Raw genomic sequence first — 13,754 nt, forward strand, 5'->3', positions numbered from 1 at the left:
CATGTTCAGCAAGAAAATTCGCAATGCTCTGCTGTTGACGGCCATCGCCGCCGTCCTGGTCGCAGTCGGCTACTGGAACATCAGCCCGGAGAGCTTCCTCGACGAGCCTACGGCCCAGGTCGACGAGAGCGCCATCGACTACTATGCGATCAACGCACACAGCGTCCAGTTCTTGCCCGATGGCAAGCTGCAGTACGAAATGACCGCCGACAAGGTCGAACACCTCAAAGCCAGCGAAATCACGCTGGTGACCACGCCAGACATGCATATTTTCCGCGGCACCGCTTACCCCTGGCATGTCCAGAGCGTGCGCGCAGAGGTCAATCCGGACGGCAGCGAAGTTGAACTGATCGACAACGTACGTATTGCCCGCACCGACGAGAAGCAGCGTGACACCCTGATTACCAGCAGCCGCATGACGGTGTTCCCGCAGAAGCAATATGCGCAGACCGATCAAGCCGTTAGAATCGACGGCGCCGGTGGCACGACCACGGGCGTAGGAATGAAAGCGTACTTGGAAGACGGCAGGATGGACCTGCTGTCCAACGTAAGAGGACAGTATGAGGCTCGTTAAAACCCTCCCCCTTTTGCTCAGCCTGAGCGCAGCACTGGGAAGCGCGAGCGCCTTGGCCCTGCCGAACGACCGTGATCAGCCGATCCGCATCCAGGCTGACAACGCGCACCTGGACGACAAGCAGGGCGTAGCCACCTACACCGGCGATGTCATCATCACCCAAGGCTCGATGGTGATCAAAGGCAACACCGTGACCATGACCCGTGCGCCCTCCGGCGATATCGACGTGGTGACCTCGGTGGGCAACCTGGCCTACTTCGAGCAACAGCAATCGGCCGCCAAGCCCGACAAGATGAAAGGCTGGGCAGTGACCATCCAGTACCAGGCGCAGAAGGACATGGTCATCCTCACCGACCGCGCCAAGGTCGAGAACGAAGGCAACACCACCGAAGGCGAGAAAATCGTCTACAACACCAAGACCCAGGTGGCAACCGCCGGTCGTGGTGGCAAGGTGACACAACCTCGTCAGCGCATCGACATGGTTATCCAACCGAAGAAAAAGGCCGAATAACAGATGGCAACCCTCAAAGCTCAGCACCTGGCCAAGAGCTACAAGGGCCGCCAGGTCGTACGCGATGTCAGCCTGTCCATCGACAGCGGCCAGATCGTCGGCCTGCTCGGCCCCAACGGCGCCGGCAAAACCACCTGTTTCTACATGATCGTGGGCCTGGTGCAGGCCGACCAGGGCCGCGTGCTCATCGACAGCCTTGATGTCAGCCACCAGCCCATGCATGGTCGTGCGCAGGCAGGCATCGGCTACCTGCCGCAGGAAGCCTCGATCTTCCGCAAGCTGTCGGTGGCCGACAACATCATGGCCATCCTCGAGACCCGCAAGGACATCGACCGCGACGGTCGTCGCAAGGAGCTGGAAAGCCTGCTGCAGGAATTCCACATCAGCCACATTCGCGACAACCTTGGCATGAGCCTGTCCGGCGGCGAACGACGCCGGGTCGAGATTGCCCGCGCTCTGGCCACTTCGCCGAAGTTCATCCTGCTGGACGAACCCTTCGCCGGCGTCGACCCGATTTCAGTGGGTGACATCAAGCAGATCATCCACCACCTCAAGGCCAAAGGCATTGGCGTCCTGATCACCGATCACAACGTGCGTGAAACGCTCGACATCTGCGAGACCGCCTACATCGTCAATGACGGTCAACTGATCGCTGAGGGCGACGCAGAGACCATCCTGGCCAACCAGTTGGTCAAGGAAGTTTACCTGGGTCATGAGTTCCGCCTCTGACAGCCAGGTAACGGCCTGGAGCGCTGTTAAAACCTGTTGAAACGGGCTTAAGTGTTACAGCGCTCTAGGCAAACGCTACAATTTCAGGCATATAACTTGCTTAAGATTTGGCGCTCCGGCGCCCTGTAGTGGATGGCGCATGCGCGCCGGCGAACAAGGTATTAAGCCCCAGCCATGAAACCATCGCTCGTCCTAAAAATGGGCCAGCAACTGACGATGACCCCTCAGTTGCAACAGGCCATTCGTCTGCTCCAGCTTTCCACCTTGGACCTCCAGCAGGAAATCCAGGAAGCGCTGGAATCCAATCCGATGCTCGAACGCCAGGAAGAAGGCGACGACTTCGACAACAGCGACCCGATGGCAGAAAACGGCGAGAGCAAACCGGTCGCCGAAGCCCAGGACAGCAGCTTTCAGGAAAGCAGTGGCAATGCCGATTCCACCGATGAAGGCGAGTGGAGCGAACGCATTCCCAACGAACTGCCAGTAGACACGGCCTGGGAAGACATCTACCAGACCAGCGCCAGCAGCCTGCCGAGCAACGATGACGACGAATGGGACTTCACGACCCGCACGTCCGTAGGCGAGAGCTTGCAAAGCCACCTGCTGTGGCAACTCAACCTGGCCCCGATGTCGGACACCGACCGACTCATCGCCGTCACCCTGATCGACAGCATCAACGCCCAGGGCTATCTCGAAGACAGCCTTGAGGAGATCTGCGCCGGTTTCGATCCTGAGCTCGACATCGAGCTGGATGAGGTCGAAGCGGTTCTGCATCGCATCCAGCAGTTCGAACCTGCCGGCATCGGTGCCCGTACACTCAGCGAATGCTTACTGCTGCAACTGCGCCAACTGCCTGCCGGCACGCCGTGGATGGCCGAAGCGCAGCGCTTGGTCAGCGATTACATCGACCTGCTCGGCAGCCGTGACTACAGCCAACTGATGCGCCGCATGAAGCTCAAGGAAGACGAGCTGCGCCAGGTCATCGAGCTGGTACAGAGCCTCAATCCACGTCCCGGCTCGCAGATCGAGTCCAGCGAGCCGGAGTATGTCGTTCCCGACGTCATCGTGCGCAAGGACAGCGATCGCTGGCTGGTCGAGCTGAATCAGGAAGCGGTGCCGCGGTTGCGGGTGAACCCGCAGTACGCCGGCTTCGTGCGCCGCGCGGATACCAGTGCCGACAACACCTTCATGCGCAACCAGTTACAAGAGGCTCGGTGGTTCATCAAGAGCCTGCAGAGTCGCAACGAGACGCTGATGAAGGTGGCCACGCAGATCGTCGAGCACCAACGTGGGTTCCTCGACTATGGCGACGAGGCCATGAAGCCGCTGGTACTGCACGATATCGCCGAAGCGGTTGGTATGCATGAGTCGACCATTTCACGGGTCACTACGCAGAAGTACATGCATACGCCGCGCGGCATCTATGAGTTGAAATACTTTTTCTCCAGCCACGTCAGCACTGCCGAAGGCGGCGAGTGCTCGTCCACGGCAATCCGCGCGATCATCAAGAAACTGGTTGCTGCGGAAAATCAGAAAAAGCCATTGAGTGACAGCAAGATCGCTGGTTTACTGGAGGCACAAGGCATCCAGGTAGCCCGTCGCACGGTCGCCAAGTACCGCGAGTCGCTCGGCATTGCACCTTCCAGCGAACGCAAGCGACTGATGTAACGCCCGGATGTGCCACGGCGTTTCAGTGGCAGGTGCAACACCTGCCTCTTACATGCACGGCAACAAAAGGAGAAGCTGTATGCAAGTCAACATCAGTGGACACCATGTAGAAGTCACCAAGCCCCTGCACGACTATGTACTCGATAAACTTGCCCGGTTGGAGAATCACTTCGACAAGATCACCAACGTGCAGGTCATCCTGAAAGTCGAGAAGCTGCAGCAGAAGGTCGAAGCCACCCTGCAGATTCCGGGCGGTGAAGTGGTTGCCAACGCAGAGCACGAAGACATGTATGCAGCCATCGACGCCCTGGCCGACAAGCTCGACCGCCAATTGAAAAAACACAAGGAAAAACAGCAAAGCCTGCTGCAAGGTGCAGCCGCACGCTGATACCCCTCATCCATGACCCGACTTGAATCCATCCTGCCCCCGGCTGTTCCTTGGTGAACGTGCCGGGCGGCAGTAAGAAGAGCGCCCTGGAAAAGGTCGCCAATCTGATTGCCCAGCAAGTACCCGAGCTGAAGATGAAGGACGTCTTCGAGAGCCTTCTTGCCCGCGAGAAGCTGGGTTCCACGGGGTTCGGCAACGGCATTGCCATCCCCCACTGCCGCCTGAAAGGTTGCAGCGCTCCCGTAAGCGCATTGCTGCATTTGGATGCGCCCATCGACTATGACGCGATCGACGGAGCGCCAGTCGACCTGCTCTTCGTGCTACTGGTACCAGAAGCCGCCACTGATGCGCATCTCGAATTGCTGCGCCAGATCGCCAGCATGCTCGACCGCAAAGATGTTCGTGACCGTCTGCGTGCCGCCGACAGCAACGAAGCGCTTTATCAGGTCGTCTTGAACGTCCAGAACGAGCTCTGAACATGCGCCTGATCATCGTCAGCGGCCGATCCGGCTCCGGCAAGAGCACCGCGCTCGATGTGTTGGAAGACAACGGCTACTACTGCATCGACAACCTGCCCGCCGGGTTGCTGCCACAACTGGCCGAAAGCGCACTGATCAACACCGAGCTGTCGCAGCCCAAAGTCGCCGTCTCAATCGATGCGCGAAACCTGCCCAGCCATCTGTCCCGTTTCCCCGAGTTACTCGAGGATGCCCGCGCGCGACACATCCAGTGCGACGTGGTCTACCTCGATGCCGACGAAGATACGCTGCTCAAGCGCTTCTCGGAGACCCGCCGGCGCCACCCTCTGACCAACGCCAACCGTTCACTTGCCGAAGCGATTCGTGTCGAGACCGAACTGCTCGGGCCGATCGCCGACCTCGCCGACCTCAAGATCGACACTACCAGTCTGAACCTTTATCAACTGCGTGATTCGATCAAGCTTCGCCTACTCAACCAGCCCGAACCCGGCACCGCGTTCCTCGTCGAATCCTTCGGTTTCAAACGTGGCATGCCAGTGGACGCGGACCTGGTATTCGACGTACGCTGCCTGCCCAATCCATACTGGAAGCCCGAATTGCGTGAGCATTCTGGGCTCGAGCAGCCGGTCATCGATTACCTGGCGGCCCAGCCAGATGTCGAGGAGATGTACCAAGACATCTCCAGCTATCTGCTCAAATGGCTACCGCGTTTTGCGGCCAGTAACCGCGCTTACGTGACCATCGCCATCGGCTGCACCGGCGGACATCACCGTTCGGTGTACATCACCGAGCGGCTGGGGCAATTGCTACAGCGCACCCTGAAAAACGTCCAGGTTCGCCATCGCGACCTCTAATACAGGATCCACCCGACAATGCCGGCCCGCGAAATCACCATCATCAACAAGCTGGGCCTGCATGCACGCGCGGCAGCCAAGTTCGTCGGCGTGGCCGGGAAGTTTCCCTGTCAGGTACGTGTCGGGCGCGCCCCAGACAAGCTGGTGGACGGAAAAAGCATCATGGCAGTGATGATGCTGGCAGCCGGCAAGGGCACCCCGGTGCACCTGCACACCGAGGGAGAGCAGGACGAAGAAGCCCTGCAAGCCTTGGTGGCGCTGATCAACAACTATTTCGACGAGGGCGAATGAACCCAAGCCTGGCGCAAACCAGGCTCAGGACATCGCCGTATCCATCACCATCATCAGGCAGAAGCCGATACACAGGCCCAGGCTGGCCAATCGGTGATGACCATTGCTGCGCGACTCCGGAATGATTTCCTGAGTCACTACCAGTAACATCGCCCCTGCCGCACAGGCCAGACCAAGCGGCAGCAGCAACTGTGCGACATTGACCAGCCAGGCGCAGATCAGCGCCGCCACCGGCTCCACCAGCCCTGACGCCGCACCGATCAAGAATGCCTTGAACCGGTGCATGCCAGCCCCCGCCAAGACCAGCGCAATGACCAGTCCCTCCGGCACATCCTGCAAAGCGATGCCCATCGCCAGGCTGTCGGCATCGGGCATGCCTCCTCCAGCGGAGACGCCTATCGCCATGCCTTCAGGAATGTTGTGGGCGACGATAGCGGCCACGAACAACCAGACCCGCGCCGCGATCACTGGCTGATGCCCCTGCCCTGCCAGGGACCCGGGCGAAACCCGAGCGATACGCAGGTCGATCAGGAACAGGCACAGGGCCCCGGCAAGCAAGCCGGCACTGACCAGCGCCCCGGCGCCCCAGGGATCGAAACCGATGGCCCGCGCGGCTTCCAGGCCAGGCATGATCAGCGAAAACGCGGTTGCAGCCAGCATCACCCCGGCACCGAAACCCAGCAACGTATCAGCGATGGCCACCGGCATCTTGCGGATCACCAGGACCGGCACCGCGCCCAATGCCGTGCCCAAGGCGCACAAGGCACCACCCTGTAGCGCACGCAACATCCGCGGCTCCAGTTCCAACCAGGCGATGCCTCGTGCCATCAGCAGCGCAGTGCCGGCCAAGAGCAGCAAGGTCCCAAGCGCCATGCGGAACAGGCGCACACCCCCGACAGACATCACGTCAGTGCGCATCGCGGATCGACTCACTTGAGGGCTTCGAGATAACGACGTTCTACGTCCGCCCAGTCGATGACGTTATAGAAGGCGCCAATGTACTCCGGTCGGCGATTCTGGTACTTCAGGTAATAGGCATGCTCCCAAACATCCAGCCCCAGGATTGGCGTATTGCCGTGCATCAGCGGGCTGTCCTGATTGCCGCTGCTTTCCACCACCAGACGCTTGTCCGGCGTGACGCTGAGCCAGGCCCAGCCGCTGCCGAAGCGCGTCAACGCGGCCTTGGTGAACGCCTCCTTGAAGGCATCGAAACCACCCAGTTCGCGCTCGATGGCCTGCGCCACCTGCCCTGATGGCTGACCGCCGCCCTGCGGCGACATTACGGTCCAGAACAGGCTGTGGTTGGCATGCCCCCCGCCTTGGTTGATCACCGCGCCTTGCAGCTTCTCGGGCAGTTGCTTGACCGCCCCGACCAAACGCTCCACCGGCCAGTCGGCCCACTCGGTGCCTTCAAGAGCAACATTGAGATTGTTGATGTAGGTCTGGTGGTGCTTGCTGTGGTGGATCTCCATGGTCTGGGCGTCGATGTGCGGCTCCAGGGCATCGTAGGCGTAGGGCAAGGCAGGCAAGGTGTGGGGCATATCAGTGGATTCCGTAGGCAGATGGACGGGAGAAGGTGTCTGGTCGAGTCGTCAGCGCGCTCGCTTCGGCAGCTTGGCGGTGGAGCAGGCGCTCGGTGCGGGGGTATTGGCCGTATTCGCCGATGAAATTCAGCAGCTCGGTGTAAGTGCGCCCACTGTGCCGCAGCGCGGCCTCTCGCAGCGCTGCGGGCAGACGCTGCTCCTGACTGGCCTGGAGCAAGCGCTGATGCGCCGCACACAGGTAGTCGGCGCTTTCATGGGGTTGGTTCAGACGTACGTGCAGGTCAGCCAGGTTGTGATGAGCGATGACGAATGCCGCCACCGCCTGATCGACGTCATGCCAGCGCTCGAACAGCACCTGCGCCAGGGCCAGCGCTTGCAGGTAGTGCTCTCGGGCGTCTATCAGCTCGCCCTGTGCGAACAGCCGATTGGCGATGTCCGTGGTGCGTTTCCAGTGTTGCATGACATGTCTCCTGATGAAGAACGCGAGTCAGATACCGCCCGCAGTGAGCTTCTCCGGATCCAGCAAGGCCTCCAGTTGATTGCGTGAAAGATCGGTGTACTCCAAGGCCACATCGACGATCGGTCGTCCCTGCTTGTAGGCCGTCTTGGCGATGTCGGCCGCCTTCAGATAGCCGATGATCGGGTTCAAGGCGGTGACCAGGATCGGGTTGCGCGACAGGGCCTCCTTGAGCTTGGGCTCGTTGACCTTGAAGCTGGCGATGGCTTTGTCCGCCAGCAATCGACTGACGTTGGCCATCAGTTCGATGCTCTCGAGCAGGTTGCGGGCGATCACCGGCAGCATCACGTTGAGCTCGAAGTTGCCCGACTGACCCGCGATGGCGATGGTGGCGTCATTGCCTATCACCTGCGCGGCGACCATGGCGGTGGCCTCGGGAATCACCGGATTGACCTTACCGGGCATGATCGAGGAGCCCGGTTGCAGGCCTTCCAGTTCGATCTCGCCAAGCCCGGCCAGAGGGCCAGAGTTCATCCAGCGCAGATCGTTGGCGATCTTCATCAGCGCCACGGCGGTGGTCTTGAGCTGCCCGGACAGCGCAACGGCCGTGTCCTGAGAGCCGATCAGCGCGAACAGGTTTTCGCCTGGCGTGAACGGGATGCCGGTCAACTCGCTCAATTCACGGGCAAAACCGGCTGCGAACTGTGGATGGGCGTTGATTCCTGTGCCGACGGCGGTGCCGCCCAGAGCCAGCGCTTGCAGCGCGGGCAGGCTGGCTTGCAGGTGCGCCTGTGCGCCCTTGATCTGCGCGGCCCAGCCGTCGAGCACCTGACTCATGCGCACCGGCATGGCGTCCATCAGGTGAGTGCGGCCCGTCTTGACGAAGCGATGCACCTCCAGCGATTTTTTCTCGATCACTTGCACCAGATGCGTCAACGCCGGCAGCAGTTGCTCATGCAGGGCCAAGGCTGCGCTGACATGGATCGTGGTGGGGATGATGTCATTGCTGCTCTGCCCGCAGTTGACATGGTCGTTTGCATTGACCTGATCGCCCAGCACGCAACTGGCGAGCGTAGCGATCACCTCGTTGGCATTCATGTTGGAACTGGTGCCGGAGCCGGTCTGGAAAACGTCGACCGGGAAGTGCTGGATGAAGTCTTCACCCAACAGTTGCTCCACCGCACGGATGATCGCCTCGCCCTGCTGCGCGCTCAATTGGCCCAGTTCGATGTTGGCCTTCGCAGCCGCCGCCTTGGCCAGCAGCAAGGCACGGATGAACTGCAGCGGCATGCGCTGGCCGCTGACCGGAAAGTTATCGACCGCACGCTGGGTCTGCGCGCCGTACAGGGCCTGGGTCGGGACCTGCAACTCGCCCATGCTGTCACGCTCGATACGGGTATCACTCATCATCGAATCCTTGCATCAGTTCATCGGGAGAAATCGAAGGCAGTAGCACACAATTGGCCAACTGCAGGGCATAGGGCTGCCAACGCTGGTTGCCGTCGCGGCGATCGAGATTGCGCAGGTCGAGCAACGGACGCCATGCCTGGTCCAGGCAGTGGCAGCGCCAGTGCCACGGCAGCATGCGGTCGCAAGCGGTATCGAGCAGAAGGCGCAGGGAAGTCAGGGCCACGGTCCAGGCCGAAGTGTCGGTGCAGCACACCAGGTAGCGCCCCTCGGCGAGGTAGTGTTCGACCAGACGCGGCTCGTCGGGATCGAGCGCGCAACGAATACGCCGGCTCAGCCAGCGCCAGTTTTCCAGGTAGGGCAGTTCGTGGAGAACGGTTTTCATGAACATCATCGCCGGAGTTGCCGTTTAATGATATTCATTATTAATTGATAAATAGAATCACTTCAAGCTCGAAAGCGGACGTAAAAAACCCGGCGCTTCGTCCGGGTTTTGTACACCATCGCTTCACTTCAGACAGTCAACTGCCCGCGACGGTCATGCGCTCGATCAGCACGGAACCCGTGTGAATGTTGCTTCTGGTCTCAAGATCGCTACCGATGGCAACAATTTGCTGGAACATGTCCTTCATGTTTCCGGCGATGGTCACCTCCTGCACAGGGAACTGGATTTCGCCGTTCTCCACCCAGTAACCCGCCGCGCCGCGGGAATAGTCACCGGTGACCATGTTCAGCCCGTGCCCCATCAGTTCGGTCACCAGCAGACCACGGCCCATGCGTCGGATCAACGCAGCCTGGTCTTCCGAACCATGGGTCACGAACAGGTTGTGCACGCCCCCGGCATTGGCGGTGCTCGGCAGTTTCAGCTTGCGACCGGAGTAGGTGCCGAGGATGTACGACACCAGCTCACCTTTATCGACGAACGGTTTGGCATAGGTGGCCAGCCCGTCGCCATCGAATGCGGCGCTGCCCAGCGCCCGTGGAATATGCGGGCGCTCGTCCAGCGTCAGCCAGGTGGGGAACAACTGCTGACCGAGCGTGCCCTCGAGGAAGGACGACTTCCGATACAAACTGCCGCCGGAGATAGCCGAAAGAAAGCTGCCGAACAGTCCACCGGCCAGCTCTGCGGCGAACAGCACGGGCACTTCGCAGGTAGGCACCGGACGCGCGCCCAGTCGGCTGGCGGCCCGCTGTGCCGCACGCCGACCAATGTTTCGTGGATCGTCGAGCAGTGGGCCTTGGCGGCTGACGTCGTACCAGTAATCACGCTGCATCTGCCCTTCGCCCTCGGCGATCATCACGCAACTCAGGCTGTGCCGGGTCGAGGCGTAACCCCCACGAAGCCATGGCTATTGCCATACACGCGCACGCCCTGGTGGGTATTGAGGGTGGTGCCATCGGCGTTGAGGATACGCGGGTCGGCATCGAAGGCCGCCGCCTCGCACTCCAGGGCCATCTCGATGGCCCGTTCCGGCTCGATATTCCAATCGTGGTAGAGGTCCAGATCAGGTAGCTCACGTGCCATCAAGGCCGCATCGGCAAGGCCCGAGCATTCGTCTTCGGACGTGTGCTTGGCGATCGCCAGGGCAGCGGCCACGGTCTCGCGGATGGCCTCGGCGCCGCTGGCCGAGGTGCTCGCCGAGCCCTTGCGCTGACCGACATAGAGGGTAATGCCGAAGCCCTGGTCGCGGTTGAATTCGACCGTTTCCACTTCGCGCTGGCGCACACTGGTCGACAGACCCTGCTCCAGCGAAACCGCCACCTCGCAGGCGCTGGCGCCCTGGCGTCGTGCTTCGGCGACGATCGCTTCGACCTGCTCCTGCAACGCCGGCAGGTCCTTGGGGCCTATGCTCTGGACTGCACTCATGGTGTTCTCCACTCAAATTCTGCGTTCGGCGAGGGTCGTTGTGCGACCGGGCCGGACAAAGCGGCCCCCGACTGGTTATCATGGCGGCGATTTCCTGCGGACTGCCACCATGGTTGATTCATACGACGACGCCTTCGACGGCGAAAAAAGCAAGACCCAGATCAAGCGCGAGCTGCATGCACTGGTCGAACTCGGCGAGCGCCTCACCACGCTCAAGCCCGACACCCTCGCGCGCCTGCCGCTCACCGACGAGCTGCGCAAGGCCCTGGAGGAAGCCTCCCGGCACACTGCCCACGGCGCTCGCAAACGCCACATGTCGTTCGTCGGCAAGCTGATGCGCGTGCAGGATGTGGACGCCATCCAGGCGCTGCTGGAACAGATCGACAGCTCCACACGCCAGTACAACGAACGCTTCCATGGCCTGGAACGCTGGCGCGACCGGCTGATCGACGGCAACGACGAAGACCTTGAGCGTTTCGTCAGCGAATTCCCCGAAACCGATCGCCAGCACCTGCGCTCGCTGATTCGCCATGCTCAGCACGAAAAAGCACGGAACAAGCCGCCCGCCGCAGCGCGCAAGGTATTCAAGTACATTCGCGACCTCGACGAACTGCAACGCGGCCTGCGCTGAGCGCACGCGCAGGTCGCGACACCGCGCCGCGCCTGCACCGCGCCCAGAATACGTCAAGCCCCGGTCCCACCTACGGTAATCGCATCGAGCTTGAGGGTCGGTTGGCCTACGCCCACCGGCACCGACTGCCCGTCCTTGCCGCAGGTGCCCACGCCACTGTCCAGCGCCAGGTCGTTGCCGACCATTGACACCCGGCTCATCGCCTCCGGACCATTGCCGATCAGCGTCGCGCCCTTGACCGGTGCGGTGATCTTGCCGTCTTCGATCAGGTAGGCCTCGCTGGTGGAAAACACGAACTTGCCACTGGTGATGTCCACCTGTCCGCCACCCAGGTTGGCGCAGTAGATGCCCTTCTTGACCGAGGCGATGATCTCCTGCGGATCGCTCTGGCCAGCGCGCATGTAGGTATTGGTCATGCGCGGCATGGGCAGGTGCGCATAGGATTCGCGTCGGCCGTTGCCGGTCACCGCCATGCCCATGAGGCGAGCGTTGAGCTTGTCCTGCATGTAGCCTTTGAGGATGCCGTTCTCGATCAGCGTGGTGCACTCGGTGGGCGTGCCTTCGTCGTCGACGCTCAGCGAGCCGCGACGATCCTTGAGCGTGCCATCGTCGACGATGGTGCACAACTTCGACGCCACGGCTTCGCCGATGCGACCGCTGTAGGCCGAACTGCCCTTGCGGTTGAAGTCGCCCTCGAGACCGTGCCCAACCGCCTCGTGCAGCAGCACACCTGACCAGCCTGGACCGAGCACCACCGGCAGGGAGCCAGCCGGCGCCGGTCGGGCATCGAGATTGACCAGCGCCTGACGCAACGCCTCGCGCGCATAGTCCATCACGCGCGCCTCGGTGAAGTAGCGGTAGTCGGTGCGCCCGCCCCCGCCGTGACCACCGCGCTCGCGGCGACCGTTGTGCTCGACGATGACACTGACGTTGAAGCGCACCAAGGGCCGCACATCCGCCGCCAGACTGCCATCGGCCGCCGCCACCAAAATACGCTCCCAGACGCCCGCCATGCTGACGCTGACCTGCTGGATACGCGGATCGAGGGCACGGGTGGCGGCATCGACGCGCTTGAGCAACTCGACTTTGTCGGCGCGGCTCAGCACGTCAAGTGGGTTGTTCGGCGCATACAACGCGGCCACGTCCTGGCTGCGGAACGCCTGAACCTTGCCGTTCTGGCCGGCGCGCGAGATCGACCGGGCGGCACGGGCGGCCGAGGTCAGCGCTTCAAGGTTGATCGCATTGCTATAGGCGAAGCCTGTCTTCTCGCCGGACAGCGCACGCACACCCACGCCTTGGTCGAGGTTGAAACTGCCTTCCTTGACGATGCCGTCCTCCAGCGCCCAGGTTTCCGAGATCTGTCCCTGGAAATACAGGTCGGCCGCGTCGATGCCGGGCCCGGCCAACTCACCCAACACAGCTTGCAGGCTGTCGAGGGTCAGTCCGCCCGGTGCCAGGAGCTGATCGCTGACGGTCGATAACATCTGGCTCATAATCACTCCACGGTGAACGCAGGCCGCAAGGCGTCCTGCGAGAAAAAGCGCCGGTGCGAAGTCACCGGCATGCGCGCCCGAATGGACGCTTGTTCGTCGATATCGCGCGCAGCGAGCAGCACACCTTCGCCGCGCGCCTGTTCGGCCACGATCCGCCCCCAGGGGTCGACGATCGCCGCTTGACCATGGGTCTGGCGCCCTCCGGGATGAGTCCCGCCCTGGGCGGCTGCCAGCACGTAGCACTGCGTTTCGATGGCCCGGGCACGGATCAGCACTTCCCAGTGCGCCGCACCGGTCACGGCGGTGAACGCCGCAGGTGCGCTGATCAGCTCCGCTCCTGCCTCGCGCAGGGCGCTGTAGAGCTCGGGAAAGCGCAGGTCGTAACACACCGACAGGCCCAGTTTGCCGACCGGAGTATCGGCCACCACCACGCGCGCACCCGGCGCATAGTCGTCTGACTCCCGGTAGCGTCCGCGATTGTCAGCCACGTCCACATCGAACAGATGCAGCTTGTCGTAGCGGGCAACGATTTCACCCTGCTCGTCGACCAGCAACGAACAGGCGTGGGCCTTGGCCTCGGGCGAAGCGACCGGTGGCAGCGGCAACGTGCCCGCCACTACCCATAACTTGAGGTCGCGGGCGGCACGTTTCAACCAGGGCATTATCGGCCCCTGGCCCAGGGCCTCGGCACGGCCGATGGCGGCGGCATCGTGCCGACCCATGGCCGCGAAGTTTTCCGGCAACACAGCCAAGCGAGCGCCGTCGGCGGCAGCCTGCTCCAGCAGCGCGTGCGCCCGCTGCAGGTTGGCCAGGACATCATTCTGACTGACCATCTGGATCACCGCTGACTTCATGACTGCT

General features: G+C 62.0%; 15 protein-coding genes and 2 pseudogenes. 9 read left to right on the plus strand and 8 right to left on the minus strand.

From position 1 onward, the window contains the following. Position 1: 1 nt before the first annotated feature. From lptC to GKC70_RS19335, 8 genes and pseudogenes are all read left to right on the plus strand, one after another. On the plus strand, positions 2–574 hold the full coding sequence (gene lptC / locus GKC70_RS19300; RefSeq protein ID WP_342649612.1) for an LPS export ABC transporter periplasmic protein LptC: 573 nt from the start codon (positions 2–4) through the stop codon (positions 572–574). Further along, positions 561–1,085, plus strand: a complete 525-nt coding sequence (lptA, locus tag GKC70_RS19305) for a lipopolysaccharide transport periplasmic protein LptA (protein ID WP_029613600.1) — start codon at positions 561–563, stop codon at positions 1,083–1,085. Before lptC ends, lptA begins: the two co-directional genes overlap by 14 nt. A 3-nt stretch (positions 1,086–1,088) precedes the next feature. Continuing rightward, a complete protein-coding gene (gene lptB / locus GKC70_RS19310) occupies positions 1,089–1,814 on the plus strand; it encodes an LPS export ABC transporter ATP-binding protein (RefSeq protein ID WP_029613601.1) in 726 nt (241 codons plus the stop codon). A 174-nt stretch (positions 1,815–1,988) separates the two neighbouring features. Continuing rightward, a complete protein-coding gene (locus GKC70_RS19315) occupies positions 1,989–3,482 on the plus strand; it encodes an RNA polymerase factor sigma-54 (RefSeq protein ID WP_342649613.1) in 1,494 nt (497 codons plus the stop codon). Positions 3,483–3,561: 79 nt separating this feature from the next. Next, positions 3,562–3,870 carry a ribosome-associated translation inhibitor RaiA gene (gene raiA, locus GKC70_RS19320; protein ID WP_342649614.1) on the plus strand — a complete coding sequence of 103 codons (309 nt, stop codon included), beginning with the start codon at positions 3,562–3,564 and terminating at the stop codon, positions 3,868–3,870. 12 nt (positions 3,871–3,882) lie between these two features. Further along, positions 3,883–4,346 (plus strand): annotated as a pseudogene (gene ptsN, locus GKC70_RS19325) (PTS IIA-like nitrogen regulatory protein PtsN). Positions 4,347–4,348: 2 nt separating this feature from the next. Then, on the plus strand, positions 4,349–5,203 hold the full coding sequence (gene rapZ, locus GKC70_RS19330; RefSeq protein WP_029613604.1) for an RNase adapter RapZ: 855 nt from the start codon (positions 4,349–4,351) through the stop codon (positions 5,201–5,203). Between the two features lie 18 nt (positions 5,204–5,221). Next, positions 5,222–5,494, plus strand: a complete 273-nt coding sequence (locus GKC70_RS19335; RefSeq protein WP_029613605.1) for an HPr family phosphocarrier protein — start codon at positions 5,222–5,224, stop codon at positions 5,492–5,494. A gap of 24 nt (positions 5,495–5,518) precedes the next feature. Here the strand turns inward: GKC70_RS19335 and GKC70_RS19340 are convergent, their stop codons facing one another. From GKC70_RS19340 to pmbA, 6 genes and pseudogenes are all read right to left on the minus strand, one after another. Continuing rightward, positions 5,519–6,412: a ZIP family metal transporter gene (locus GKC70_RS19340; protein ID WP_342649615.1), complete on the minus strand. Its 894-nt coding sequence runs from the start codon at positions 6,410–6,412 to the stop codon at positions 5,519–5,521. An 11-nt stretch (positions 6,413–6,423) separates the two neighbouring features. Continuing rightward, complete coding sequence (locus tag GKC70_RS19345) at positions 6,424–7,035, minus strand: superoxide dismutase (protein ID WP_342649616.1); 612 nt, start codon at positions 7,033–7,035, stop codon at positions 6,424–6,426. A 1-nt stretch (position 7,036) separates the two neighbouring features. Then, on the minus strand, positions 7,037–7,498 hold the full coding sequence (locus GKC70_RS19350) for a hypothetical protein (protein ID WP_342649617.1): 462 nt from the start codon (positions 7,496–7,498) through the stop codon (positions 7,037–7,039). A 27-nt stretch (positions 7,499–7,525) separates the two neighbouring features. After that, on the minus strand, positions 7,526–8,902 hold the full coding sequence (locus GKC70_RS19355) for a class II fumarate hydratase (protein ID WP_342649618.1): 1,377 nt from the start codon (positions 8,900–8,902) through the stop codon (positions 7,526–7,528). Then, complete coding sequence (locus GKC70_RS19360) at positions 8,895–9,296, minus strand: FagA protein (protein ID WP_295484359.1); 402 nt, start codon at positions 9,294–9,296, stop codon at positions 8,895–8,897. Before GKC70_RS19360 ends, GKC70_RS19355 begins: the two co-directional genes overlap by 8 nt. Positions 9,297–9,423: 127 nt before the next feature. Continuing rightward, a pseudogene (gene pmbA, locus GKC70_RS19365) lies at positions 9,424–10,769 on the minus strand (metalloprotease PmbA). A 109-nt stretch (positions 10,770–10,878) separates the two neighbouring features. On the opposite strand from pmbA, the gene yjgA reads away from it, so the two are divergent. Continuing rightward, positions 10,879–11,400: a ribosome biogenesis factor YjgA gene (yjgA, locus tag GKC70_RS19370; RefSeq protein WP_037027981.1), complete on the plus strand. Its 522-nt coding sequence runs from the start codon at positions 10,879–10,881 to the stop codon at positions 11,398–11,400. 53 nt (positions 11,401–11,453) lie between these two features. Here yjgA and tldD read toward each other — a convergent pair whose 3' ends face one another. Next, complete coding sequence (gene tldD / locus GKC70_RS19375; RefSeq protein WP_342649619.1) at positions 11,454–12,893, minus strand: metalloprotease TldD; 1,440 nt, start codon at positions 12,891–12,893, stop codon at positions 11,454–11,456. A gap of 2 nt (positions 12,894–12,895) precedes the next feature. Continuing rightward, entirely contained in the window at positions 12,896–13,747 is an 852-nt protein-coding gene (locus GKC70_RS19380; RefSeq protein ID WP_342649620.1) for a carbon-nitrogen hydrolase family protein, read from the minus strand. Between the last annotated feature and the right edge of the window lie 7 nt (positions 13,748–13,754).

It is taken from the genome of Pseudomonas sp. REB1044, from assembly GCF_038813925.1.
Lineage (GTDB): Bacteria > Pseudomonadota > Gammaproteobacteria > Pseudomonadales > Pseudomonadaceae > Aquipseudomonas > Aquipseudomonas boreofloridensis.